Genomic DNA, 24,946 nt, shown 5'->3' on the forward strand with positions numbered 1-24,946 from the left:
CCGGCTGTGGGCCGAACAGCTCGGCCCGGAGATCGCCGCGGACGCCGGCGCACCCGACCCGATTCTCCTGATCATGGGAGCCAACGCCTCCGGGCTGGCCTGGCCGGACGCACTGGTCTCGCGGCTGGCCGAACGGCATCCGGTGATCCGGTACGACCATCGCGACACCGGCCGCTCGACCTGGGCCTTCGACCGGATCCCCTACCGGGTGGCCGACCTCGCCGAGGACGCCGTCGCCGTTCTCGACGCGTTCGGCATCGAGCGCGCACACGTCGTCGGCATGTCGATGGGCGGGATCCTCGTGCAGCTGCTGCTGCTCGACCACCCCGACCGGCTGCTGACCGCCACCATGCTGTGCACGTCCGCGCTGGGCACCGGCCTCGCCGGCGCCGCTGCCGGCCTGCCCGGACCCGATCCGGCCCTGCTGCGGCTGTGGCAGGAGATGGACGACCCCCGTGACGCCGAGCGGGAGATCGCCTGGCGGGTCGAGCACTGGCGGCTGCTCAACGGCACCGGCACCCCCTTCGATCCCGTGGAGTTCCGGGCGCTGGAGGAGCGGATCATCGAGCACACCGGCTGGTACGACTGCCCGTCGGCGCACGCCCGGGCAGATCCTAGCGGGCTCGAGCGCGGCGCCGAGCTCGCCACGGTCGACGTGCCGACGCTGGTCATCGAGGCGCCGGAGGATCCGGTGAATCCGCCTCCGCACTCCGGGCACCTGGCCAGGGCGATCGGCGACGCCCGGATGGTGCGCGTGCCCGGGATGGGCCACGCGCTCAACGCGACCGTCGTGGAGCCGGTGGCGGCGGCGATCCTCTCCCACGCCGCGCGAGCGACGGCGAGCACGTCGTGAGCCGCGCCCGCAAGCGGGTGTAACGGCGCACCCAACCGGATATCCGGCCGTCATGGGCATCGAGGATCCCGACGAGGACGTGCTCGAGCAGCAGCAGACGGTGCAGCCGGACTCCGAGGACGAACCGGCCGATGAGGAGGTGCCGGGTTCGCTGCCGCTGGAGGCCAACCCCGCCGACGTCGCCGAACAAGGCCAGACCTACCCGAACGACGACGAATACTGAGCTGTGAGTGCGTAACAGTGTTCTAACACTGTTACGCACTCACAGGAGCGTTCCACCTGCGGCTTCAGCCGACCGTACGGGGCGAACCCGATACGCCACCGGACGGGCGCGATCCGTGCCCTCACCTCGCTCACCGCTCTGCCTCAGCGAGCGTTGATATGGGCTCCCGACCACCTTGGTCAACGCATGGTGAATTCCATGGAAGAGATCATGCGCACGAGCTGTTGGGAGGGGGGTACCCATGCGAGAAGGAGGTGGCCGCGTGGCCACGATCGAGCTGACCACGGAGAACTTCAACGAGGTCGTCGGCGCCGACGGAACGGTGTTCGTCGACTTCTGGGCGGGATGGTGCGGCCCGTGCCGCCAGTTCGCACCCGTGTTCGAGCAGGCCTCGGACAAGCACACCGACATCACGTTCGGCAAGGTCGACACCGAGGCCGAGACGGCCCTGGCCCAGGCCTTCGCCATCTCGTCGATCCCGACGCTGATGGCCGTGCGCGACGGCGTCGTGCTCTACTCGCAGCCCGGAGCGCTACCCGCTGCCGCGCTCGAGAACCTCATCGAGCAGGTCCGTGCCGTCGACATGGACGAGGTGCGCCGCAAGGTCGCCGAGCAGCAGGCGGGGCAGCAGCCCGGGTCCTGACCCCACGCCCGGAGGATCCCCGCGGGTTCCGCTCAGCCCAGCAGCGCCTCGGGGACCTCGACGAGGCGGCTGCGCAGATACTCGCCGAGCCCCTTGGCCTGCGGGTCGGGGCGGGTCGACGCGGCCACCCCGGCACCGAGCAGGCCACGCACGACGACGTTGAGCGCGCGCAGGTTCGGCAGCTCGAACCGCTCGATCTCGAGGCCGGCGGCATCGGGCCCGAGCAGCTGTCGAAGCCGCTCGACGGTGAGGTGGGCGCACATCCACCGGTAGCCCGCATCGTCGCGGGCCCACAGTCCGATGTTCGCGTCGCCGCCCTTGTCGCCCGACCGCGCCCCGCAGAGCCGTCCGAGCGGTACTCGCAGGGTCGCACCATCCCCCGTCGGCACCGAGGTTGTGGTCGACGGGACGTCGGCGGGTCCGCGATCGTCCGGCGGCTACCGTCGGGCAGCACGACGAGGTGCCGCACGGCTTCGCGCGGCACCACCGCGGGCCGGTAGACGCCGTAGACGGACTCCGCGGTCGGCGGGGTCGTCGTATGGAATCCCGCGTAGCCGGCCAGCGCCAGCTCCATCGTCGCGTTGGAGAACGCTCGGCCGACCTTCGCCGGGTCGGGGTCCTTGACGGTGATCCGCAGATGCGCGGTCGCCTGCTCGTTGGACGGCGCGTCGGGCCGGTCGTAGCGCAGTAGGCGGACGTCCACCTCGGCGAAGCGGTCCTTGCCGCCGAGGATCTCGAACAGCATCGCCTCCGCACGGGCGGCCTTGGCCTCGATGTCGAGGCCGGTGAGCACCAGCGTCATCGTGTTGCGGAAGCCGCCGACCTCGTTGAGCGCCACCTTCAGCGTCGGTGGCGGCGGGCTGCCGCGCACCCCGCTGATCCGCACCCGGTGCTCCCCCCGCGGGGCGAGCCGGATCGTGTCGAAGTGGGTCGTGACGTCGGGGCCCAGGTAGGCGGGCTCGGCGATCTCGTAGAGCAACTGGGCGGTGACCGTCCCGACCGAGACCAGCCCGCCGGTGCCCGCGTGCTTGGTGATCACCGACGACCCGTCGGCCGCGACCTCGGCGATCGGGAACCCGGGATAGCGCGGGTCGCTGATCTCGTCGAGGAACGCGTAGTTCCCGCCGCTCGCCTGCGGCCCGCACTCGATCACGTGCCCGGCCGCGACGGCGCCGGCGAGAAAGTCCCAGTCGTCGCGCCGCCAGCCGTGCCACCACGCCGCGGGGCCAACGGCCAACGAGGCGTCGGTGACCCGCCCGGTGACGACGACGTCGGCGCCCGCGCCGAGCGCCTCGGCGATGCCCCAGCCGCCGAGGTAGGCATTGGCCGAGACCGGCCTCCCGTGCACCGGCGGGACGATCGCGGCGAGGTCACCGCGCAGGTCGTCGCCCTCGACGTGCGCAACCCGCACGCCCACCCCGAGCCGCTCAGCCAGCGCGCGCACCGCGGCGGCCAGCCCGGCCGGGTTGAGCCCACCCGCGTTGGCGACGACCTTGATTCCGCGGTCGGCGCACGTGCCGAGCACCTGCTCCAGCTGGGTCAGGAAGGTCTTGGCATAGCCGGCGTCGGGATCCTTGGCCTGCGCCTTGGCGAGGATGAGCATGGTCAGCTCGGCCAGGTAGTCGCCGGTGAGCACGTCGATCGGTCCGCCCTCGACCATCTCGCGCGCCGCGGCCAGCCGGTCGCCGTAGAAGCCCGAGCAGTTGGCGATGCGCACCGGTGCCCGCACACCCGTCATGCCCGAGCCTCCGTGAACTCGCCGGGCCGCCGGCCCGGCCCCGGCGGCCCGGCGAACGCCTGCGCGAGCGCCATCCACTCCCGCGCCACCGGCCCGGTGATCTGCAGCGCCGTGTCGTCGCGGTGGCGGCGCTGGGTGACCGCGAGGCAGAAGTCCAGGGCCGGGCCCGTGACCCGGTCGGTGGCGTCCTCGGGGCCCCAGGTCCACACCGCCCCACTCGGCGCGATCAGTTCGACCCGCACGGGCGCCGTCGGCACCTCCCGACCGTTCACGGCGTAGCTGAACGCCCGCGCCCCGACGCCGATGTGCGCGACGTGCCGCAGCCGGTCGGTCGGCCGGCGCGCGACGCCGACGGCGTCGGCGATGTCCTGGCCGTGCGCCCAGGTCTCCATGATCCGTGCGGTGAGCGAGGACGCCGCGCTCATCGCCGGCCCGAACCACGGCACCCGCAGCGCGGGATCGAGCCCGCGGAAGGCCTGGATCAGCCGGGCCCGTGCCGCGTCGAACCAGGCGAGTACCTCGGTGCCGGTCATCGATCGGTACCGGCCGGCGACGGTGTCGGGGTCGATCCCGCCGGCCTCCTCGATCCGCGCCAGCTCGGCGCGGAACGCGTCGGGCTCCACCGCGGACTGCACCGCGATCTCGTCGAAGTGCGCGAGATGGGTGACCTGGTCGAGGACGGACCAGCCGGCAGCCGGGGTCGGGCGGCACCAGCCCGCCTCGTCCAGCGGGGCGAGCAGCGCCCTCAGCTCCGCCGACTCGGCCGCGAGATCGTCGGTGAGCGCCTGCATCGACACGGGCATGTCAGCGTCCCCTCCAGACGGGGGCGCGCTTCTCCCGGAACGCCCGCGGCCCCTCCTGCACGTCCTCCGACAGATCCCGTAACGGGCGGGACGGCGACGCGGCGCGCCGCGACAGGTTCGCGATGTTCATGTCCCCTCCTCCGTCTCCTCGGACACCACGGCGAGCACCTGTCCGGTGTCGACCTGGTCGCCGAGCGTGACGTGTACCGCTGCGACCGTGCCGTCAACCGGGGCGGCGACGGTGTGCTCCATCTTCATCGCCTCGAGCACCACCAGCGGCTGCCCGGCGGCGACGACGACGCCGGCTTCGGCGAGCACCCGCACGACGGTGCCCGGCATCGGGGCGCGCAGCGAGCCGGAGCGCGGGACCTCCGACGGGTCGCGGAACCGGGGCACCTCGACCAGCTCGGTCGACCCCAGCGCGCTGTCCACGTAGACCGCGTCGCCGCGGCGGTGCACGGCGACGCAGCGGCGCACCCCGGCGACCTCGAGGTCGACCTGCTCCGGGGTGGCCCCGAGCAGCCGCAGCCCCGGCAGGGGCTCGCCGTCCAGGTCGACCGTGACGCCCTCGCGCCCGAGCCGGTAGGCGACCTCGAGGGTGCGCTCGCCGCAGGTGTAGGTGATGTGCTGCGGCCCGCGGGCGGTGTTGCGCCAGCCCGACGGCATGGCCGCCAGCACCCTGGCCGCGGCGCGGCGCTCCGCCTGCCCGGCGAGCGCCGCCGCGGCGGCGTGCAGTGCGACCGCCCCGGCCGGCGGCGCCGCGAGCGCGACCGGATCGTGCCGGGTGAGGTAACCGGTGTCGGTGCGGCCGGCGAGGAACTCCTGCTCACGCAGGATCCCGACGAGCAGGTCGCGGTTGGTGGCGACCCCGTGGATCCGCGCCCCCGCCAGCGCCCGCGCCAGCAGGCGGGCGGCGTCGGCGCGGGTGCGCCCGTGCGCGATCACCTTGGCCACCATCGGGTCGTAGTGCGGGCCCACGACCGAGCCGTCGACCACTCCGGCGTCGACCCGCACGCCCGGTGGCACCGCGAACCGGTGCAGCACCCCGGTGGCCGGCAGGTACGCGGTCTCGCCGTCCACGGTGGCGACCGTCTCGGCGTAGAGCCGCGCCTCGATCGCGTGGCCGCTGATCCGCGCGTCGAGGACCGCCGCCGGCAGCGGCTCGCCCTCGGCGATCCGCAGCTGCAGCTCCACCAGGTCCAGGCCGGTGACGAGCTCGGTGACCGGGTGCTCGACCTGCAGCCGGGTGTTGACCTCCAGGAAGTGGAACGTGCCGTCGGCGGCCAGCACGAATTCGACCGTGCCGGCGCCGACGTAGCCGATCGCCTTGCCCGCGGCCACCGCCGCCGCCCCGAGCTCCTCGCGCAGGGCATCGTCCACCGCGGGCGACGGACACTCCTCGACGATCTTCTGGTGGCGGCGCTGGATCGAGCACTCGCGCTCGAACAGGTGCACGACGCATCCGTGGGTGTCGGCGAGGATCTGTACCTCGACGTGGCGCGGGTCGAGGACGTAGCGCTCGAGGAAGACGGTCGCGTCGCCGAACGCGGCGGCGGCCTCGCGGCGTGCGCCCTGCACGGCCTCGGTGAGCTCGTCCGCGTCGTGTACCACCCGCATGCCCCGCCCGCCGCCGCCGAAGGCGGCCTTGACCAGCAGCGGGAACCCGACCCGCTCGCCCACGGCCCGCAGGTCGGTCTCGGGCGTGACGGTCGCGCCGGGCAGCACGGGCACGCCCGCGGCCGCCATGAGCGACTTGGCCTCGATCTTGGAACCCATCGACGCGATGACCTCCGGCGGCGGCCCGACGAACACCAGCCCGGCCTCGGCACAGGCGCGGGCGAACGCCGCGTTCTCCGACAGGAAGCCGTAGCCGGGGTGCACCGCGTCGGCGCCGGTCGCCCGGGCCGCCTCGATGATCGCGTCGGCGCGCAGGTAGGTGTCGGCGGGCGCGGCGCCGGGTAGCCGGACGGCCTCGTCCGCGAGCGCGACGAACGGCGCGTCGGCGTCCGGGTCGGAGAACACCGCGACGGTCGAGATCCCGAGCGCGTGCGCGGTGCGCATGGCCCGGGCGGCGATCTCGCCGCGGTTGGCGACCAGCAGTTTCGTGATGGGCCGTGGCATCGGGCGCCTCACATCCGGAAGACGCCGAAACCACGACGTCCGGTGATGGTGTTCGAGTGAACGGCCGACAGCGACATCCCCAACACCTCGCGCGTGTCGCGGGGATCGATGATGCCGTCGTCGTAGAGCCGGGCGGTGACGAAGAAGGCGTGCGACTCCGCCTCGATCTGCGCCTCGATGGCGGCGGTGCGCTTCGCGTCGGCCTCCTCGTCGAACGGCCTGCCCTGCGACGCTGCCGACGCGCGCCCGACGATCGACAGCACGCCGGCCAGCTGCGCGGCGCCCATCACCGCGAGCTTGGCGCCGGGCCAGGAGAACATCAGCCGCGGGTCGTAGGCGCGCCCGGACATCCCGTAGTTCCCCGCCCCGAACGACGACGCCATGTTGATCGTCAGGTGCGGCACGGCGCTGTTGGTCACCGCGTTGATCATCTTGGCGCCGTCCTTGATGATCCCGCCCTGCTCGTAGCTGGTCCCGACCATGTAGCCGGTGGTGTTCTGCAGGAAGACCAACGGGGTGTCGGTCTGGTTGGCCAGCAGGATGAACTCGCTGGCCTTCTTGGCCTCCTCGCTGAACAGCACCCCGCGGTGGTTGGCCAGAATCCCCACCGGATGGCCGTGCACCGACGCCCAGCCGGTGACCAGCGACGATCCGTAGAGCGACTTGTACTCGTCGAACTCCGACCCGTCGACGACGCGGGCGAGGATCTCCCGCGGGTCGAACGGCACCTTCACATCGGAGGAGATGATCCCGAGAATCTCGTCGGGGTCGTACCTGGGCGGCTCCGGGTTCGGGGCGGGTGGTCGGCCGAGCTTGCGCCAGTTGATCCGCGAGATGATCTCCCGGCCGATCCGGATCGCGTCGCACTCATCCACGGCGAAGTGGTCGGACAGCCCGGAGACCCGCGAGTGCATCCGGGCGCCGCCGAGGGCCTCGTCGTCGGCGTCCTCGCCGGTGGCCATCCTCACCAGCGGCGGCCCGCCGAGGAAGACCTTCGCCTGGGTGTCGACGAGCACCGCGTAGTCGCACATGCCCGGCACGTACGCCCCGCCCGCGGTGGAGTTGCCGAACACCAGCGCGACGGTCGGGATCGCCATCGCGGACAGTTCGGTGAGCTCGTGGAAGATCCGCCCGGCGGGGACGAACAGATCGGCCTGGGTGGGCAGGTCGGCGCCGCCGGATTCGACGAGGTTGATCACCGGCAGCCGGTTGACCCGGGCGATCTCCAACGCGCGCAGCGTCTTGCGCAGCGAGTAGGGGTTCATCGCCCCGCCGCGAACGGTCGGGTCGTGCCCGATGACCACGCACTCGACCCCGGAGACCACCCCGATGCCGGAGACGATGCTGGCCCCGACCGTGAACTCGGTGCCCCACGCCGCAAGGCTGGACAGCTCGAGGAACGGGCTGTCCCGGTCGAGCAGCAGCTCGATACGTTCGCGGACCAGCAGCCTCCCGCGGTCGCGGTGGCGCCGCTGGTAGCGCTCGCCGCCACCCGCGATGGCCAGTTCCAGTTGCTCGTTCAGCTGGTCGAGGACGGCGAGCTGGGCCGCCCGGTTGGCCCGGTAGGTCTCACCGCGGACGTCCACGGCCGTCCGAAGTACGGCCATCACCGACCGCCCCCATCCTCGTCAGCGGGCATGGTCGGTCGACCCGGTCGGTGCGCTCCGCGTCGGTCCCGCGCCGCGGCGCCGCGGGTGAGCGAGTCGCCGACGTCGCCGACGTTGCCCTGCCGGATGAGGTTCACCACGTGCGCCTCCTAGTAGGAGCGGGGCAGGCCGAGGCTGTGCTGGGCGACGAAGTTGAGGATCATCTCCCGGTTCACCGGGGCGATCCGCAGCAGCCGGGCCAGCCCCCAGTACGGCAGCAGCCCGAACTCGGCGGACAGGCCGTTGCCGCCGTGGGTCTGGATGGCGGCGTCGACGGCGGCGAGGGCGGCCTCGGCGGCGGCGTACTTCGCCATGTTGGCCGCCTCGCCCGCCGGCAGGCCGCGGTCGTGCAGCCAGGCCGCCTTCTGGGTCATCAGCGCGGCGAGCTCGGTGTCGATCGTGGCCTTCGCCAGGGGGTGCGCCACGCCCTGGTGGGCACCGATCGGCCGGTCCCAAACCTGGCGGTCCTGCGCGTAGGAGGCGGCCTGGCCCAACACGTAACGGGCGAGGCCGACGCCCAGCGCCGCACCCGTGATGCGCTCCGGGTTGAGTCCGTGGAAGATCTGGCGGAACCCCGCGCCTTCCTCGCCGACGAGGGCCCCCGCCGGCACGCGGACGTCGTCGAGATGCAGGTCGAACTGCTTCTCCGGCAGCATGACGTCCATCGGCAGCGGTGTGCGGACCAGGCCCGGCGCGTCCGTGGACACGAGGAACAGCGACAGCAGGGAGCGCCCCGCGGTGCTCTGTCCGCTGCGCGCGACGACGAGCAGCGCGTCAGCCTCGTCGACCCCGGAGATGTAGTGCTTGGTGCCTCGTAGCATCCAGCCGTCCCCATCGCGGGTGGCCGTGGTGGCGATCCTGTGGGTGTTGGAACCGGCATCGGGTTCGGTGATCGCGACGACGACCGTGCTGGTGCCGTCCGCCAAGCCGGGGAGCCAGCGTTTGCGCTGCTCCGCGGAGCCGAACTCGGCGATCACCTCGACCGAGATGGCCGAGGAGACCAGCAGGAGCAGCAACGGGGTGCCCTGGGCGGCGAGCTCCTCGCTGACCAGCGCGAGCTCGGCCAGACCGCCGCCCCCGCCGCCGTACTCCTGCGGGACGTTGACGCCGATGAAACCGGCTGCGCCGAGCGTCGCCCACAGCTCGCGGCACGGCTCCCCCGCGCGGGCGTGCTCGGCGTAGTAGCGGCCCCCGAACCGCGCCGCGATCGCCCCGACCGCGGCTCTGAGCTCGCGGTGCTGGTCATCGTCGAGGAAGTCCACCCTGACCCCGCAGTGACTAATGATTCACTATTGGCGCACCTTACTGCCCGACTGCCATCATGGCCAGATGCCGAGTCCACCCCTCAGGCGCCAGCGCGATCCCGAGCGCAAGGAGCGGATCCTCGTCGCCGCGGCCGAGCTCGCCGCACGCCGCGGGTTCCACACCGTCGGCATGGCCGACATCGGCGCGGAGGCCGGCATCGTCGGGTCCGGCATCTACCGCCACTTCGACAGCAAGAACGCCATCCTGGTCGTCCTGCTCGACCGCGTGATGGACCGGCTGCAGTCCGGCGCCGAGGCCATCCTCGCCACGGCGCCGAACGATCGCAGCGCGCTATCGTCACTGGTGAGGGACCACATACGGGTGGCGGTAGAGGATCGCAGCGTGCTCGCGGTGTACCACCGGGAGATCCACAACCTGCCCGAGGAGGACCGCCGCAGGCTACGTCGCAAGCAGCGCCACTACGTCGAGGAGTGGGTCCACGTGCTCGCCCCGCTGCGCCGCGACCTGGCCGACGGCGAGCTGCGGCTGGCCGTGCACGCCGCCGTCGGAGCCGTGCAGTCGACGCTGTTCTTCCGCAGCGGACTGGCCACCGAGCGGCTCGTCGAACTGCTCGACACGATGGCCCACGCGTGCCTCGGGGTCGATCCGGCACCGATGGATTCAAGTGAACCAGTATTGACTAACTTGTGATCCGTCCGGATTCAGGCGGGATGCCGGCGGAGGTTCGAGCAGCGCAGGAGCTGCCATGCGGATCGACCTCGAGGCCGGCGCCGCACGCGGCCGCGGCGAGCGCCCACAGCCCGGGCGAGTCGACGCGGTCGTCGTTCGTGATCAGCGTGCGGGCCACGCGCCCACTGTGGAGAGGAATACCCACCGCAGGAGAGGCGCGGGCGACGTCACGCCGGTGACCCCACCACCCATCGGGACAAGCCGACGCCCTGACCGGACATTCAAAAACAGTGTTGATCGGACATCCAGAAACGGTATCCCCACTGCCGAAAATGCGAAACGAGTCAGGGTCTCGACATCTGGCAGAAATGGGAACGTAACGCGACCGTCATCCGATCATGCATTCACGCCGCGGCTCCCCGCGACTGATCGACAATCCGCCCGCCGGTCGGCGCACGACCTCGAGCCCGGCGGGCTCTTCCCAGGTCACCGACTCGATCCGGCCGTCACATAGGGGGGTTGCGGGAGACTTCCGCCTCACTTAAGGTGATTCCCGGTTGGAAACCACTAGCCGAGTGGTCAGCGTGCTCGGGGGGAAGTGGTTGCAGATCATTATCTCGCCATTCCGCTCCGGCCGCGCCGCAATGGGGCAGCCGAGGGGAGTCAGGAATGGGGATGCTGGACCACGAGCGGCACCCAACCGGAAGCACCGGAAAATTGACCATCAGTTCCGTACAGCCCGACCGCGATCATGCGTTGCTCACGGTGGTCGGCATGCTCGACCACGAAGCGGTGGCGGAACTGTGCCGGCGCACGGCCGGGCTGCTGGTCGCCGGCGCGCGATACCTGGTGGTGGATCTGTCACAGGCACACGGCGCCCACGCGGAGCTCCTCGGGATGCTCGCCGGGGTGAGTCGCCGGCTGGTCGCGCGCCGGGGTTGGCTGAAGCTGGTCGGGGCGGGTCCGGCCGTCATGGAGGAGCTCGATGAGGCGAGCCTGTCCGACCTGTTCACGCTCTACCGGGCGGTGACCGGCGGGGACGCCGCCGGGGCCGCGTCCGTCATGCGCCATTGCGTCGCGTGAGGGTCCACCTGCGTTCCGCCGGAGCGAAGGAGCCGGCGCATCACCACCAGGATGCGACCGTCCGGGGCCGTCCATGCCCTCGGGACGGGACTGCGCTGCGCCCGGTGGCGAATCGGCTGGTCGGGGCGGTTCCGGCGGCACCGGTACCAGTCGGCCGACGCCGGGGTCGTCCGCTACGGGCCGCGATCGCCGACGGTTCCCCCGAACAGGTGTACTGAGGCCATTCGGGGCATCCCCGGTCGGCATGTTGCCACATTTTGTGATCAGCACCACTCTGAGTTGATGCCGCCTACCACCGTCCACCTGAACGGCGGCGTCAATCTTCCCGACGCCGAGACCGTGATGCGCGAGGTCCTTGCCCGGGTGCCGACCGGACTGCGAGCCCTGCCGGATGGCGAGACCGGAGATCGCCAGCAGTGGATCTTCTTCCAGCTGCAGAAGTTCTGGCAGACGCCGGGGGTCGAGGAGGCCGGAACCGGTGACCAACCCACCGAGGGCTACGACGCGCTGCCCAAGGTCCGGCTCGCCGAGGGTGTCGACCCCGACGCCATCAACTGGGCCGACCTCGGCTATGCCGCGGCCTACCGGGAGTCCTACCTCACGTTCCAGCGGCTGCGAAAGGAAGGTGTCGTCCCGGACGGCCTGCGCTTCCAGGTCCAGTACCCGACCCCGCTCGCGTCCGTCAACGCCTGGTTCGTCCGAGAGGACCAGAACCGGGTCGAGGCCTCCTACGAGCGGGCGCTGTACGCCGACCTGGACCGGCTGACCGAGGCGCTGCCGCACGACGAGATCGCCGTCCAATGGGACGTCGCCGTGGAGATCGCGATTCTGGCGGGCGGCTTCGCCGCGGCCCCGGGTCAGGGGTTCGACGAGATCATCGCGCGCCTGGCGCGCTGCGTGGACCGGGTTCCGTCCGACGTCCCGGTCGGGCTGCATCTGTGCTACGGCGACTACCAGCATCGGCATTTCGCCGAGCCCGAGTCACTTGGCCTGCAGGTTCGTGTGGCCAACGCGGTGGACGCGGCGGCGCACCGGCAGGTCGGCTGGTACGCGTTCACCGTCCCGCAGTATCAGCGCGACCCGGCCTACTTCGCGCCGCTGCGCGAGCTTCGCCGCCGCGAGGGGACCGAACTGTTCTTCGCGCTCGTGCCCTACCACCCCGAGGAACAGGAGCCGGGCACCACCGAGGAGCAGGTCCGGCTCGTCGACGAGTACCTGGCGGGCGGCGGCGAATGGGGGATCTGCACCGAATGCGGCATGGCCCGCGCCGAACCGCAGGAGATCCCGATGCTCCTGGACCGGCACCGGGAGATCCTCGCCGCCTACGCCTTGTAGCCCGACGGCGGGCGATCAACCGACCCGGGTCCGGGTCCGCACCCGCGTGTCGCGGTGCAGCCGAGACAGGAACCGTCCGGTCCGCTCGGCATACGTGGCGTAGGCCTCGTGGGCGTCCGCAGACTCGGTTCGCACACCGCCCTGGCTCGGCTCTGCACCGCCACCACCAGCAGCACCGTGGCCAGCACCCCGATCAGCGTCGACTCCATGAGCAGCGTGCCCCCGATCGCGACGACGGTGCCGGTCAGGCCGGGAGGCTGTCCATACGGGCAGGCCCACTCCTCGATCTCAGGCCGAAGCCGACGACCGGAAGATCCACCGGTCCTCGCCGGGGTTGCGCTTGACCTTGCCGCAGCGTCAACGTTTCCAATGCGGACATGCGAATCGGCGAGCTGGCGGCGCTGGCCGGGGTATCCACCCGTACCGTGCGCCACTACCACCATCTGGGGCTCTTGCCCGAACCGGAACGGCTGCCCAATGGCTATCGGGAGTACCGGCTGCGCGACGCCGTGGCGCTGGCTCGCGTCCGCAGGCTCGTCGCGCTCGGCATGTCGCTGGAGGAGATCCGCGACGTGCTGGCCGACGACCAGGGCCGGGAGCTGCGGGAGGTGCTGCAGGACCTCGACGCCGACCTGGCCAGGCAGCAGGAGGCGATCAGTGCCAGGCGGGAGCGGCTGGCGACGCTGCTGACGGAGGCGGACCTGCATCCCGACTCGACGGTGTCGCCCGAGATGGCGGCCGTGCTGCGCGGCCTGCCCGCGGACGGTTCGACGTTCGGCAGGTTCGACCGCGAGATGCTGGCGTTGATCGACAGTGGAGCCGACCCGGCCGATCGGGCCGGGTTCATCGAGCTGTTCCGCCCGTTCACCGAGCCCGAGGCGGTCGCCCGGGGACACACCCTCTACGCCCGGCTGGACGAGATCGCCGACGCCGACCCCGCTGATCCTCGCGTCGCCGCCCTCGCCGTCGACCTCGCCGCCCACATTCACGACGAGCTGGCCACGGTGATCATCACGAGCCTCGACGACGCCCGGACCGCTCACTGGCTGGCTGCGATATCGCTTGACATGTCCGCCGCGCAGACCGAGGTCTTCCGGATGCTGATGATCGAACTGAAGGAGCGCGGATGAACGCGCGGGTGCTGCTGAGGGTCGCGCGCAGGATCCTGGGGTTCGACCTGAAGGGCGTGGTCAGCCTCGTCCTCTGGATCGCCGGGCGCCGGCACGGCGTGCCGCCCGGCGCCACCGCCGTGTCGTACGCCCGCGCGCAGACGTCGCTGATGATGATGTTCCTGTTCGCCATGGTCGTGGAGCTGGTGGCCGCGGAGATCCTGCTGCGGGCGATCGGCGCACCGGCAACCCTGCGTATGGCGGTCCTCGTGATCGACGCCTACGGGGTCCTGATCGGGCTCGCGACCGTCGCGGCCGGCGTCACCCGGCCACACGTCGTCTCCGCCGACGAGCTGCGCATCCGCTACGGTGCATTCTTCGACCTGCGCGTTCCCCGGGCACAGATCACCACGGTGCGTCACCGCCGCAACCTCAACGAGCACCGGACGATCACGGTCGCGGACGACCATCTTGCCGTGGCGGTGTCCGCCCAGACCAACATGCTCATCGAGCTGGCCGAACCGATCACCGCCGTCCGCCCACTCGGGCGCCGGGCGGAGGTCAGCACGATTCGCTTCTTCGCCGACGATCCCCGGGCCGCCGTCGCGGTACTGCAACCCGCTGGCGACCCGCGCCCGGATCCCCAGGGCGTCACCGGATCGCCCGCGGCGTGATCGCCGGGGGCGCGTCCGGCGCCGACCGCTATCGCTGGTTCGAGTAGACGCGCTCGGGCGCCACGAGCACGGCCGCGCGGCGCTCCCGGCGCATGACCTCGTCGTAGGTGTCCCAGTCCTCATGGGTGCCTCCGGCCCCGGCGAAGACCTCGCGGAGCAGCAGCCGAAACCGTTCGGCGTCGATCCCGTCGGCCGGGTCGTCCGGCCCGATGATCTCGGCCGCCCCCTCGACCGTGTACCAGCTCCAGCCGGAGCGGAATGTCAGCGCCAGCCGTGGACGTGCCCGCAGGTTGGCGAGCTTGACCTTTCCGTAGGTCACGAACCCGACGAAGGGGGCGCCGGTGAGCGGGTGGGCGACAGGGCCGGCGTTGACCACCGACGCCTGCACCGATCCGTCGGCACGGGCGGTGGCGACCACCGCCAGGAACTTCTCCGATGCGGCGAGCTCCCAGACGTCCGCGAGTTCGCCCGTGGCGCGCGACGGCATCGGCCCACCATAGCCGCGGCTGTGAGTGCGTAACAGTGTTAGAACACTGTTACGCACTCACAGGTCAGGGAGACGTGCGGATTCCTAACTTCTCCACAGCCGCGTCTCAGCTTGCCCGCGCATCGTGGAGGCATGAACGACGAGCAGCGGGGGCAGGGCAGGCCCGATGGAGCGGGCGAGCCCAGCGAGCCCCGAATCCAGCAGCCCTCGATGCACGACGCGGGTCGGCCGTCCGGGCAACCCGGTGACCAGGCCGCACAGTGGCCCTACGGGGCCGGCCCGTACGGCACCCCCTGGGTCGGCCAGCAGCCGCCCTACGCGCCCCTTGGTTCGGCCGGCGGCGGGCCCGGCCACCGGACGGCGACGCTGCCCGCCGACCCACCGCGCAGACGCCGGCCGATGGTCGGCATCGTCGCGGCCGCGCTCATCGCGGGCCTGGTGGGCGGCGGCGCCGGCTTCGGCGGCGCCTACGCCCTGCTCGACCACAACCAGGGCGGTGCCCGGCCCGCGCTCACGGCCACCCCGGCCGGCGGGACGAGCACTCCGGCGCCGGACGGGACCGTGGCGGCCGCGGCCGCCACGGCTCTGCCGAGCACGGTCGACATCCTGGTGCCGATGTCCCAGGGCACCGCCGAGGGCAGTGGGGTCATCCTGACCGCCGACGGCGCCGTCCTCACCAACAACCACGTCGTCGCCGGCGCCGCCGGTCCGATCGCGGTCACCCTCGCCGACGGCAGCAAGCACAGCGCCACCGTCGTCGGCACCTCACCCAGCTACGACCTCGCGGTGATCAAGCTGGACGGGGCTTCGGGGCTCACCCCGGCCACCCTCGGCCGCTCGCAGGACGTCAAGGTCGGCCAGCAGGTGGTCGCGATCGGCTCCCCGCAGGGCCTCAGCGGCACGGTCACCACCGGCATCGTCAGCGCGCTCAACCGCACGGTCTCGGTGCAGGGCCAGAACGGCTCCGGCGTCGTCTACAACGGCCTGCAGACCGACGCCCCGATCAACCAGGGGAACTCCGGCGGCCCGCTGGTCAACCTCGAAGGACAGGTCATCGGCATCAACTCGGCGATCGCGACGGCGAGTCAGAGCACCGGCAGCATCGGGCTGGGCTTCGCCATCCCGGTCGACCAGGCTCGCCGGGTGGCCCAGGAGATCCTGGACACGGGCAAGGCCACCAAGCCGGTACTGGGCGTGGAGGGCAGCACCGCCCCGAGCATCCGGAACTCCAGTACCGCGGGGGGTGCGACGATCCAGCAGGTGCAGAACGGCTCGCCGGCCGCGGCGGCCGGGCTCAAGGCCGGCGACGTGGTCACCAAGGTCGACGACGGAGGCGTCAACGACTTCGCCGACCTCGTCGCCCGGATCGGTTCCTACGCGCCCGGCGACAAGGTCACGCTCACCGTGGCGAGCGGTGGGTCGACCCGTACCGTCGAGGTCACCCTCGCCGGCGTGGCCGACCAGGCACCGACGACGAGCAGCGGCCGGTCGCTGCCGGACCGCGGAGCACCGTTCGGCGGGCTCAGCCCGTTCGGTGACAACTAATCCGCGGACAGCGGGGATGGGCCGCATTGGGGGCGGCCCATCCCCTTCGGTGCTCACGCTTCGTCGGCGAGCAACCAGGCGCGCACCTCGTCGCCGTCAGCCCCCAGCCCGGGCGGGGACCTTCGGTAGGACGGCGGGGTGGCCGAGTACTCGACCGGGTTGCGCACCGTCGGCACCGCGGCCGCATCGCCCGGATGCACCACCGGATCCAGACCGAGTTCCTCGGCGAGCGCGACGCCCTCGGCGACGGAATTGATCGGGCCGCAGGGCACGCCGACGCCGGTGAGAATGGTGAACCACTCCTTCGCCCCGCGGGCCGCCAGCTTCTCCACCAGCACCCCGCGGATCTCGTCCCGGTGGGCGATGCGCTGGGTCATCGTGGCGAACCGCGGGTCGTCGGGCAGCCCGGACGCGCCGACGGCCTCGCACAGTCTGCGGAACTGCCGGTCGTTGGCGGCGATGACGATCAGCTCGCCGTCGGCGGTGGGCATCGGCTCGTAGGGGAACACGCTCGGGTGCTCGTTGCCCATCCGATGCGGGACCACCTCGCCCGCGACGACCGCCGAGGTCTGGTTGACCAGGCTGGACAGCGCCGCGGACAGCAGGTTCGTCTCGACCCGCTGCCCCACCCCGGTCCGCTCCCGGTGGCGCAACGCCGCCAGCGTCGCGATCGCGGCGTGCAGCCCGGTCATCACGTCGAACACCGCCACCCCGGCCCGGTACGGCTCACCGTCCGCGGCGCCGGTCAGGCTCATCAACCCGGACGTCGCCTGTACCAGCAGGTCGTAGCCGGGCAGATGCGCGCCACCGCGGGTGCCGAAGCCACTGATCGAGCAGTACACGATGCCCGGGTTCCGCTCGCGGACGGCGTCGTAGTCGAGCCCGAAGCGAACCAGCCCGCCGGGCTTGAAGTTCTCCACCATCACGTCGGCACGCGCGGACAGCCGGTGCGCAACCTCCTGGTCGGCGAGGTCGGCCAGATCCAGCACGATGGACCGCTTGTTCCGGTTGATCGACAGGTAGTAGGTGGCCACGCCGTCCCGCTCCGGCGGCCGCCAGGTGCGGGTGTCGTCGCCGTGCGCGGACTCGACCTTGATCACCGTGGCACCCAGATCGGCCAGCAGCATCGTCGTATAGGGCCCGGCGAGCACCCGGGAGAAGTCGGCGACCAGCACCCCGTCCAACGGACCACCGGCCGGCTTCTCACCGGGCAGCCCCCCTGGCTCCGCCGCCTCGACGCCTCGGTCCCGCCCCTCGCGCACGTTCGGCTCTCCTCGTCCGGTTACCGCTGCGGTTCCGATCGTAGGTCGCTTCGCCGGATTGCTCGGCCTCGTCATGGTGATGCCGGTCAGCCGACCAGTCCGGCCACCACCATGACGAGGCCGAGCACGATCAGCCCGGCGCCCCCCCAGGCGAACCAGCGCTGCCTCGTCCGGCCGCTCGCGGTCAGTTGAGCCTCGGAGCGCGTCGAGAGAACGAACGGATGCTTGCGGTCGGCGGGCGGCGCGATGACCAGCGAACCGGTCGCGTCGTGCACCTCGCCGAGCACGTACATCTGTATGCCGGGACGCAGCACCCACTCGGTGTACTGGTAGCCGATCGTCTCGTCCCGGCCGCTTCGCGCCACCGCGCCGAGCGTCTCCAGCCAGCCACCGCCGGCGGAGCCCGGCCCCGACCGCTCGAATCGGTCGGCCACCTGCTCGACGCCATCGGGGCGCCGTCCCCCATGGTCCACCCCGATCGTCCGCCCGTCGCTCAGCAGCGCGAATCCCGCCTCGGAGGCATGTTCGGCGACGGTCTCGGTGCGGGTGGTGACCGTGGTGCGGCCCTCGCTGTCACGCTGGTAGTGCTTGTAGCGACGTTGCACCCGGTGGCCGTGCCAGACGCATTCGGTGCCGGTGAGCTCCGAACGGAGCAACCCGTGCGGTCCCGGGTGGGTCAGCCCGACCACCTCGCATATCTTGCGGAAGCTGCCGCCGGCGCCCAGCTCGTCGGAGATCGCCCGCATCTGCTCGAGCGCGGGCACGGGTAGCGTCTCCGCGGCCATCATGGCGTAGACGAGGCGCTGCTGCCTGATCGCGGCGTACAGGCAGCCCGCGCCCGCCAGCAGCAGGATGACCCCGATGAACCACATGCCCGTCGCTCCCCTCCGCCGAAATCCGACCGGCCGCCAAGTACCTCCTTCCGGCCTGCGGCTACCTGGCGGGAACGTTAGCGGTGGGTCCGTCGAGCGGGTCAGGCCATCCCGAGGACCCGGTCGATGCTGATCTCGATGACGACGCGCTGCGGGTTGACCCGCGGCGCTCGATAGCGTGCCTCGTAGCGGCGTTCGGCCTCGGTGACCGACTCGCGATCCTCGCACACCACGGCCCGGCCCTCCAGGCTGGACCAGCGGCGACCGTCCACCTGCGACACCACGGCCCGCACACCCGCGGGCCCGCCTGCCGCCACGTTGCGGGCCTTCTGCGAGCCGCGGCTGCAGATCACCCGCGCGAGCCCGGCCTCGACGTCGAGCGTGACCCCGACCGCGACGACGTGCGGGGTTCCGTCGCGGCGCGGGGTGACGAGGATCCCGGTCCTGCGCTGCGCCCAGAACTCCCGGAACTCCGCCGACACCTGGTCCGGGTCCAGCCCGCGTCTCGTCATGGTTCCAGCCTGCCCGCCCCGGTGGAACCACCGGGCAACGGCCCCTGCGCTGCGCCGGAATTGACCGCCGGGAAAGTCGTTTGCAATGGTACCTATTGCTCCTGCCACCCGACCGCGGCGCGCTCCGCTGTGGGGTGAGCACACGTTCACCCATCTGGGAGATCTCGCCCGTGGCCGATTCCGCCCGCCCGCACTCTCAGGCTGCCGCCGTGATCGGGGTGCTCGCCTCCTGCGGCATCGCGGTCTCACTGGTACAGACCTTGGTCGTCCCCTTGCTGCCGCGCTTTCCGCAGCTGCTGTCCACCACTCCGGCGACCGTCTCCTGGCTGGTGACCGCCACCCTGGTCGCGGGCGCGGTGTCCGCACCGGTGCTCGGGCGGCTCGGGGACATGTACGGCAAGCGGCGGATCCTGCTGATCGCGCTCGCGCTGATCACCGCCGGGTCGGCGCTGGGCGCGGTCGCCCCGAACGTGCTCGTGCTGCTCGTGGGACGGGCACTGCAAGGGGCCTCGTTCGGGGTGATCGCGCTCGGGTTGAGCATCATGCGCGACGAACTGCCCGCGGGCCGGGTCGGCAGCGGGGTCGGCCTGATGAGCTCATCCCTGGGCATCGGCGGTGCGATCGGGCTGCCGCTCGCCGGGGTGGTGGCCCAGACCATGAACTGGCGCTGGTTGTTCGCGGCGATGACCGTTCTCGGCCTCGTTCAGTTCCTGCTGGTTCGCTGGATCGTGCCCGAGTCCCCGGAACGTACCGGCGGACGGTTCGACCTGCCCGGGGCGATCGGGATCGGGATCGGTCTGGTCTGCCTGTTGCTGGCGATCTCCAAGGGCCCCGAGTGGGGCTGGACCAGTCCGGCGATCCTCGGGCTGGTCGCGGCTGCGGCGGTGGTCTTTCCGCTGTGGGGGTATCACGAGCTGCGCCGTGAGAGCCCACTCGTCGATCTCCGGGTGAGTGTCCGGCCCGCGGTGCTGTGGACGAACCTGGCCACGATCCTGATCGGCTTCGCGATCTTTGCGTCCTTCATCGTGACCACCCAGATCCTGCAGGCCTCCCCGGCCACCGGCTACGGCTTCGGCCTCTCGCTGATCACGGCGGGGGTGATGCTGCTGCCGATGGGCGCGGCGATGACGATCTTCTCTCCGGCGTCGGCGCGGCTGTCGAGCAGGCACGGGCCGCGGACCACGCTGGTCGTCGGCGGGAGTGTGCTGACAGCCGGCAACATCGGGGTCGCGCTGCGGCCACCGACGCTGCTCTGGATCGTCGTGGCGACGACCGTGATCGCGATCGGGGCGGCGCTGGCCTACTCGGCCCTTCCACTGCTCATCATGCGTGCGGTGCCGTCGAGCGAGACGGCCGCGGCGAACAGCCTCAACACGCTCATGCGCCAGCTCGGGACCTCGGTGTGCAGCGCCGGGGTCGCCGCGGTCGCCACCGCGCTGACCGTCCGGGTCGACGGGGTCGACCAGCCCGCGCCGACCGCCTACACGGTGATCTTCCTCGTCGCGGGCGGCACGGCGGCGCTCGCCACGATGATCGCCGCACTCACCCCCGGACCCGCGACTCCGGACACGGCACCCGAGCCCGCGGCGGTGGCCGGCCAGTGCGGCCCGCGCTGACCGGGGCGTCCGCCGCGGCGAGCGCCCCGGTCAGGGCGTGCGGCTGTCGCGGCGGATCGGATGCTCGCCCGGAACCTCAACGAGCACGATGCGGGTACCGTCCGGATCGGTGATCCACATCTCGTCGAGGCCCCAGGGCTCCCGGCGGGGCTCGCGCAGCACCGGCACCCCCTTGCCGACCAGCTCCCGGTGGGTCGCGGCCAGGTCACGGACCTGCAGCCACAGCCGCAGGCCCGCCTCGTCGGTGGCCTTGCCGTCGCGCTGCCCGGACACCTCGAGAAAGCCGCCACCGAGGAAGAACACGGTTCCGCCGGGGAACTCGCGGTAGATCGCGAGCCCGAGGGTGTCGCGGTAGAACTCGAGGGAGGCCTGCGGGTCGGCCGGCCGCAGGATGGCTCGGCTGCTCAGGATCTCCACGATGTGACCTTAACGTCGATCTTCCGCGCCGACCCGGGTTTTCACTCCCCGGGCCGCGGAGCCGCTCCCGCCATGATCGACCCCTCGGCGGCGCGGACCGCGGATGTCGCGGCGGCAGCCTCCGAAACGCCGATCACAGCCGAGCCTGCCGGGCGCGGGCCGCCGTGTTCAATAGTCGGACACCTCGGGCGGGCCCGTCGCCCCTACCGTCGGCGCATGCACCAGGGTGATGGCAACGCCGCCGGCAGGGACCGCTCGGCATCGGCGGTGGAGGCGGCGCTGGCGGAGTTGCGGCGGGGGCGGATGGTGCTCGTCGTCGATGACGAGGACCGGGAGAACGAAGGCGACCTGATCATGGCCGCCGAGAAGGTCACACCGGAGGCGATGGCCTTCTTGATCCGCCACACCAGCGGGGTGGTGTGCGTCGGGCTCACCGAGCAGCGCGCCGACGAGCTGCGTCTGCCGCTGATGGTGGCCGACGGCGACGACCCGCGCGGCACCGCGTTCACCGTCTCGGTCGACCTGCGGGCCGGCACCACCACCGGGGTCTCGGCCGCCGACCGGACGGCCACCATCCGCGCCCTGGCCGACCCGGCCACCCGGCCCGAGGACCTGACCCGGCCCGGGCACATCTTCCCGCTGCGCGCCCGCCCCGGCGGGGTGCTGCGCCGGGCCGGGCACACCGAGGCCGCGGTGGACCTGTGCCGGCTGGCCGGGCTGACCCCGGCCGGGGTGCTGGCCGAGGTCACCAACGACGACGGCACCATGGCCCGCCGCCCGCAGCTGGCCGCCTTCGCCGCCGCCCACCACCTGGTCACGATCGCGGTGGCCGACCTGGTCCGCTACCGGCGCCGCACCGAGACCCTGATCCGCCGCGAGGCCGCCGCCCGGGTGCCCAGCGACCACGGCGAGTTCACCGCGATCACCTACCGCACCCTCCTGGAGACCGAGGGGACCGAGCACGTCGCGCTGGTACGCGGCGAGGTCAACCAGACCGGTGACCCGGCCGCCGACCCGCTGCTGGTGCGGGTGCACTCGGAATGCCTGACCGGTGACGTGTTCGGCTCGCGGCGCTGCGACTGCGGTCCGCAGCTGGCCACCGCGATGGCCCGCATCGCCGCCGCCGGCCGCGGCGTGCTGGTCTACCTGCGCGGGCACGAGGGCCGCGGCATCGGCCTGTCCCACAAGCTGCGCGCCTACACCCTGCAGGACGCCGGCCTGGACACCGTGGACGCCAACCTCGCCCAGGGCCTTCCGGTCGACAGCCGCGAGTACGGCATCGGCGCCCAGATCCTGCGCGACCTGGGCGTCCGCAAGATCCGGCTGATGACCAACAACCCCGCCAAGTACCGCGGCCTGACCGGCCACGGCATCCACATCGCCGCCCGCGAACCGTTGATCATCCCGCCGAACCCGGACAACATCGCCTATCTGACCACCAAACGCACCCGGCTGGACCACGCCCTGGGCGAAGGCCCCCTGTCGGGCGAGAGCGAGGTCTCGTGAGCACCACCACGGAGCAGGCCCAACTGTTCCGCGAGGCCATGGCCTCCTTCCCCAGCGGCGTCACGATCGTCACCACCACCGACGCGGACGGGCGCTGGTGGGGCTTCACCGCCACCTCGTTCTGCTCGGTCTCCCTCGACCCCCCGCTGGTGCTGGTCTGCCTGGCCCGCACCGCCGAATGCCATCCGGTGTTCGCGGCGAGCGACCGCTGGATCGTCCACGTCATCCACCCCGACCACGCCGACCTGGCCGTCCGCTTCGCCACCCGCGGCGCCGACAAGTTCACCGACGCCGGCTTCCGCCCGGACCCCCGCGGCCTTCCCGTCCTCCCCCGGGCCTGCGTCACCCTCGACTGCACGACCCACGCCACCTACCCCGGAGGGGACCACACGATCCTGCTCGGCCGAGTCCAGCACACCCGCCTCGGCGAGACCGAACCGGCGATCTATTTCCGCCGCTCCTTCCGCACCGTGAGTGCGTAACAGTGTTCTAACACTGTTACGCACTCACGGGCCGCTAGGTTGGGCGAGGACACCCGGCGGACCGGCTCGGAGGCGGACGATGGAGCCCTTCGTGATCAACCGCCTCGGTCGGTTGGTCTTCCCGGCCACCGTCCTCGCCGAAGTCGACTTCTCGGTCATCGACTCCCTGGAACGGCTCACCGAGGTCGTCACGCGCGACTGCGCGGCCACGGCCCCGACCGGCTCGGACATCCTCGCCAGGATCGAGGCGCACGCCTATTCCGGCCGTTACGACCTGTTGCGCGACATCGGCCAGAACCTGTACTGGGTCAACCGCTACTCGATGATCATGTTCGAGAAGCGTCCGACCCGATGGCGTGACCTGCCGCGGTCCAACCGGCACGTCTTCCTGCCCTCCGTGACCCCGTGGCAGGAGGGCGCGCGCACGGTCGCCGCCGTCGCCGACGGCTACCACCGGCTGCCGGCGACGTGGGACTCCGGCACGGAGGACCGGATCTTCGGGCTGCTGTTCGACGTGTTCCGGAACCGGCGTCACCACGCCACCGTCAGCTCGGCGATCCAGCCGACGGTCGCGCAGTTCCTCGCCGCCCCGGACGCGCTGACGATCGTGCTGCCCGGGCACGACCCCGACTATCCGACCTTCGGCATCGACGAAATCCTCGACTGCGGCGAGGAGGTCCCGGAGCTCGAGGCGCTGATGCGGTGCGCGATGGTGCTGCACGACCAGTACCCGTGGGACCGTTCCACGGCCGAGCTGCGACCGGTGAGTCGGATCGGCGACGACGACTTCGTCGTTGCACTCCACCCCCGCACCCGCGAGGTCGCCGCGTTCATCGACCGGGTCACGAGACGCCGGCGGCCCAGCTTCGCGCGCCGCGCCGTGCAGCGGCCCGCACCCGGGCCCGCGCTCGAGCCGGTGCGGCCCTACCCGCCGGTGCGGGTCGGCGAGACGTTCGCGGTCCGGCCGAAGCTGGAGGCGCTCGCGATCGTTCGCGGCGAGCACGTGTGCGACAACGCCGACGTCATCCGTAATGCCAGCTACTCCTGGTCCCCGATGACCGCGGGCCAGATCGCGGCCACGACCGGTATCGAACGACGTCGCTACACCGCCCGTGACCTCGCCGACCTCGCCCTCGACGCCGCCCGCGCCGCCGTGGCCCATGCCGGGCGGATACCGCAGGAGATCGGCGCGGTGCTGGTCAGCACGTGCACCAGCACCCAGCTCATCCCATCGATCGCCTGCTGGCTGTCCGGCGAGCTGGGCCTTCGGCAGACCCACGCGGCGTTCGACCTGGTGGCGTCCTGCGCCGGGCTGCCCTACGGGCTCGCGGAGGCTCTGCGGCTGCTGCAGGAGGTCGACCGTCCCGTCGTGCTGGTGTGTGCCGAGAAGTTCTCCGACAAGATCGGCGCCGTGCGCACCCCGCGAATGATCTTCGGCGACGGTGCGGCGGCGCTGGTCGTCGCGCCCGCCGGACCCGGCGAGCCCGGCGACGTCGATGTCGTGCAGACCTACACGAGCGGCCCCTGGACCGAGGTGAACTCGATCCGCTGGCCCAACCCGGCGTTCGACAACGACATCACGGTGTGCGGGCCCGAGGTCAGGTCCCTGGTCCGGCGCTACCTGGCCCAGATGTTCGACGAGCTGTGCACCCAGCCCGATCCCGACGCTCCCGGCCGCTCGCTGCTGGCCGGCATCGACCTGATCGTCCCGCATCAGGCCAACAGGACGATCGTCGAAAGCCTCGCCCGGGAGGCCGGCTTCTCGGTCGACCGGCTGTACTTCAACATCAGCGAGATGGGCAACGTGTCCGCGGCGAGCATCCCGATCGCGCTGTTCGACGCGATCCGCGACGGCGTACTTGACCGTCCGATGCGCGTCTTCGCCCCCGGTTTCGGCGCGGGGGCGGTCAGCGGATACGCCGTACTGCGCGTCGATCCGGCGATCGCCGCACCCGAAGTGATCGGGTCGGACGTGTTTCCCGTCGTGCCGGGTCGAGCACGCGACGATTCCGTAGCAGCATCGTGGCCGATGCCCACGACCACCGACGACATGCGGATCGCCTTCGGTGAGTGATGCCGCCGAT

At 71.8% G+C, this 24,946-nt stretch carries 24 protein-coding genes and 1 pseudogene; 13 read left to right on the forward strand and 12 right to left on the reverse strand.

Annotated features, from left to right (window positions below; genetic code table 11):
* The 3 genes from ACFQE5_RS19315 to trxA all read left to right on the forward strand — a co-directional run.
* On the forward strand, positions 1-853 hold an 853-nt coding region (locus ACFQE5_RS19315; protein ID WP_379586965.1), incomplete at its 5' end, for an alpha/beta fold hydrolase.
* Between the two features lie 52 nt (positions 854-905).
* On the forward strand, positions 906-1,076 hold the full coding sequence (locus tag ACFQE5_RS19320) for a hypothetical protein (protein ID WP_379586966.1): 171 nt from the start codon (positions 906-908) through the stop codon (positions 1,074-1,076).
* A 262-nt stretch (positions 1,077-1,338) separates the two neighbouring features.
* On the forward strand, positions 1,339-1,719 hold the full coding sequence (gene trxA / locus ACFQE5_RS19325) for a thioredoxin (protein ID WP_379586968.1): 381 nt from the start codon (positions 1,339-1,341) through the stop codon (positions 1,717-1,719).
* Positions 1,720-1,751: 32 nt separating this feature from the next.
* Here trxA and ACFQE5_RS19330 read toward each other — a convergent pair.
* The 6 genes and pseudogenes from ACFQE5_RS19330 to ACFQE5_RS19355 form a co-directional block, all read right to left on the reverse strand.
* Positions 1,752-3,457: pseudogene (locus tag ACFQE5_RS19330) on the reverse strand (acyclic terpene utilization AtuA family protein).
* A complete protein-coding gene (locus ACFQE5_RS19335; protein ID WP_379586970.1) occupies positions 3,454-4,260 on the reverse strand; it encodes a TIGR03084 family metal-binding protein in 807 nt (268 codons plus the stop codon). Before ACFQE5_RS19335 ends, ACFQE5_RS19330 begins: the two are co-directional and overlap by 4 nt.
* A gap of 1 nt (position 4,261) precedes the next feature.
* A complete protein-coding gene (locus tag ACFQE5_RS19340) occupies positions 4,262-4,390 on the reverse strand; it encodes a hypothetical protein (RefSeq protein WP_379586972.1) in 129 nt (42 codons plus the stop codon).
* Positions 4,387-6,381 carry an acetyl/propionyl/methylcrotonyl-CoA carboxylase subunit alpha gene (locus ACFQE5_RS19345; RefSeq protein WP_379586974.1) on the reverse strand — a complete coding sequence of 665 codons (1,995 nt, stop codon included), beginning with the start codon at positions 6,379-6,381 and terminating at the stop codon, positions 4,387-4,389. Before ACFQE5_RS19345 ends, ACFQE5_RS19340 begins: the two co-directional genes overlap by 4 nt.
* A gap of 8 nt (positions 6,382-6,389) precedes the next feature.
* Entirely contained in the window at positions 6,390-7,988 is a 1,599-nt protein-coding gene (locus ACFQE5_RS19350) for an acyl-CoA carboxylase subunit beta (protein ID WP_379586976.1), read from the reverse strand.
* A 149-nt stretch (positions 7,989-8,137) separates the two neighbouring features.
* The gene (locus ACFQE5_RS19355; protein ID WP_379586978.1) at positions 8,138-9,289 is read right to left on the reverse strand and encodes an acyl-CoA dehydrogenase family protein; all 1,152 of its coding nucleotides are present in this window, start codon (positions 9,287-9,289) and stop codon (positions 8,138-8,140) included.
* Positions 9,290-9,356: 67 nt separating this feature from the next.
* Here ACFQE5_RS19355 and ACFQE5_RS19360 point away from each other — a divergent pair, with 67 nt between their 5' ends.
* Complete coding sequence (locus tag ACFQE5_RS19360) at positions 9,357-9,983, forward strand: TetR/AcrR family transcriptional regulator (RefSeq protein WP_379586980.1); 627 nt, start codon at positions 9,357-9,359, stop codon at positions 9,981-9,983.
* On the opposite strand, the gene ACFQE5_RS19365 is transcribed toward ACFQE5_RS19360, so the two are convergent.
* Positions 9,973-10,140 (reverse strand): hypothetical protein, encoded by a 168-nt coding sequence (locus tag ACFQE5_RS19365; RefSeq protein ID WP_379586982.1) that lies wholly within the window; start codon positions 10,138-10,140, stop codon positions 9,973-9,975. The genes ACFQE5_RS19360 and ACFQE5_RS19365 overlap by 11 nt on opposite strands.
* Positions 10,141-10,631: 491 nt before the next feature.
* On the opposite strand from ACFQE5_RS19365, the gene ACFQE5_RS19370 reads away from it, so the two are divergent.
* The 4 genes from ACFQE5_RS19370 to ACFQE5_RS19385 all read left to right on the forward strand — a co-directional run bounded on the left by ACFQE5_RS19370 (position 10,632) and on the right by ACFQE5_RS19385 (position 14,163).
* On the forward strand, positions 10,632-11,045 hold the full coding sequence (locus tag ACFQE5_RS19370) for an STAS domain-containing protein (protein WP_379586984.1): 414 nt from the start codon (positions 10,632-10,634) through the stop codon (positions 11,043-11,045).
* A 282-nt stretch (positions 11,046-11,327) separates the two neighbouring features.
* A complete protein-coding gene (locus ACFQE5_RS19375; protein ID WP_379586986.1) occupies positions 11,328-12,380 on the forward strand; it encodes a hypothetical protein in 1,053 nt (350 codons plus the stop codon).
* Between the two features lie 377 nt (positions 12,381-12,757).
* Positions 12,758-13,510, forward strand: a complete 753-nt coding sequence (locus ACFQE5_RS19380; RefSeq protein ID WP_379586988.1) for a helix-turn-helix domain-containing protein — start codon at positions 12,758-12,760, stop codon at positions 13,508-13,510.
* Positions 13,507-14,163: a hypothetical protein gene (locus ACFQE5_RS19385; protein ID WP_379586989.1), complete on the forward strand. Its 657-nt coding sequence runs from the start codon at positions 13,507-13,509 to the stop codon at positions 14,161-14,163. The genes ACFQE5_RS19380 and ACFQE5_RS19385 overlap by 4 nt, the downstream gene beginning before the upstream one ends.
* A 28-nt stretch (positions 14,164-14,191) precedes the next feature.
* On the opposite strand, the gene ACFQE5_RS19390 is transcribed toward ACFQE5_RS19385, so the two are convergent.
* Positions 14,192-14,650: a TIGR03618 family F420-dependent PPOX class oxidoreductase gene (locus tag ACFQE5_RS19390; protein ID WP_379586991.1), complete on the reverse strand. Its 459-nt coding sequence runs from the start codon at positions 14,648-14,650 to the stop codon at positions 14,192-14,194.
* A gap of 132 nt (positions 14,651-14,782) precedes the next feature.
* Between ACFQE5_RS19390 and ACFQE5_RS19395 the strand changes: the two genes are divergently transcribed.
* Positions 14,783-16,195: a S1C family serine protease gene (locus ACFQE5_RS19395; RefSeq protein ID WP_379586992.1), complete on the forward strand. Its 1,413-nt coding sequence runs from the start codon at positions 14,783-14,785 to the stop codon at positions 16,193-16,195.
* A gap of 53 nt (positions 16,196-16,248) precedes the next feature.
* Here the strand turns inward: ACFQE5_RS19395 and ACFQE5_RS19400 are convergent, their stop codons facing one another.
* The 3 genes from ACFQE5_RS19400 to ACFQE5_RS19410 all read right to left on the reverse strand — a co-directional run bounded on the left by ACFQE5_RS19400 (position 16,249) and on the right by ACFQE5_RS19410 (position 18,841).
* Positions 16,249-17,409, reverse strand: coding sequence for a CaiB/BaiF CoA transferase family protein (locus ACFQE5_RS19400; RefSeq protein WP_379587187.1), 1,161 nt, complete (start codon positions 17,407-17,409; stop codon positions 16,249-16,251).
* A gap of 134 nt (positions 17,410-17,543) precedes the next feature.
* Positions 17,544-18,329: an E3 ubiquitin ligase family protein gene (locus ACFQE5_RS19405; RefSeq protein WP_379586994.1), complete on the reverse strand. Its 786-nt coding sequence runs from the start codon at positions 18,327-18,329 to the stop codon at positions 17,544-17,546.
* 101 nt (positions 18,330-18,430) lie between these two features.
* On the reverse strand, positions 18,431-18,841 hold the full coding sequence (locus ACFQE5_RS19410; protein WP_379586996.1) for a pyridoxamine 5'-phosphate oxidase family protein: 411 nt from the start codon (positions 18,839-18,841) through the stop codon (positions 18,431-18,433).
* A 170-nt stretch (positions 18,842-19,011) separates the two neighbouring features.
* On the opposite strand from ACFQE5_RS19410, the gene ACFQE5_RS19415 reads away from it, so the two are divergent.
* Positions 19,012-20,457, forward strand: coding sequence for an MFS transporter (locus ACFQE5_RS19415; protein ID WP_379586998.1), 1,446 nt, complete (start codon positions 19,012-19,014; stop codon positions 20,455-20,457).
* 30 nt (positions 20,458-20,487) lie between these two features.
* On the opposite strand, the gene ACFQE5_RS19420 is transcribed toward ACFQE5_RS19415, so the two are convergent.
* Positions 20,488-20,874 carry a VOC family protein gene (locus ACFQE5_RS19420; RefSeq protein WP_379587000.1) on the reverse strand — a complete coding sequence of 129 codons (387 nt, stop codon included), beginning with the start codon at positions 20,872-20,874 and terminating at the stop codon, positions 20,488-20,490.
* A gap of 216 nt (positions 20,875-21,090) precedes the next feature.
* On the opposite strand from ACFQE5_RS19420, the gene ACFQE5_RS19425 reads away from it, so the two are divergent.
* From ACFQE5_RS19425 to ACFQE5_RS19435, 3 genes are all read left to right on the forward strand, one after another.
* Positions 21,091-22,380, forward strand: a complete 1,290-nt coding sequence (locus ACFQE5_RS19425; RefSeq protein ID WP_379587002.1) for a bifunctional 3,4-dihydroxy-2-butanone-4-phosphate synthase/GTP cyclohydrolase II — start codon at positions 21,091-21,093, stop codon at positions 22,378-22,380.
* Positions 22,377-22,862, forward strand: coding sequence for a flavin reductase family protein (locus ACFQE5_RS19430; protein WP_379587003.1), 486 nt, complete (start codon positions 22,377-22,379; stop codon positions 22,860-22,862). The genes ACFQE5_RS19425 and ACFQE5_RS19430 overlap by 4 nt, the downstream gene beginning before the upstream one ends.
* A gap of 79 nt (positions 22,863-22,941) precedes the next feature.
* A complete protein-coding gene (locus ACFQE5_RS19435) occupies positions 22,942-24,936 on the forward strand; it encodes a 3-oxoacyl-[acyl-carrier-protein] synthase III C-terminal domain-containing protein (protein ID WP_379587005.1) in 1,995 nt (664 codons plus the stop codon).
* Positions 24,937-24,946 lie beyond the last annotated feature (10 nt).

Source organism: Pseudonocardia hispaniensis (assembly GCF_042658695.1).
GTDB lineage: Bacteria > Actinomycetota > Actinomycetes > Mycobacteriales > Pseudonocardiaceae > Pseudonocardia > Pseudonocardia hispaniensis.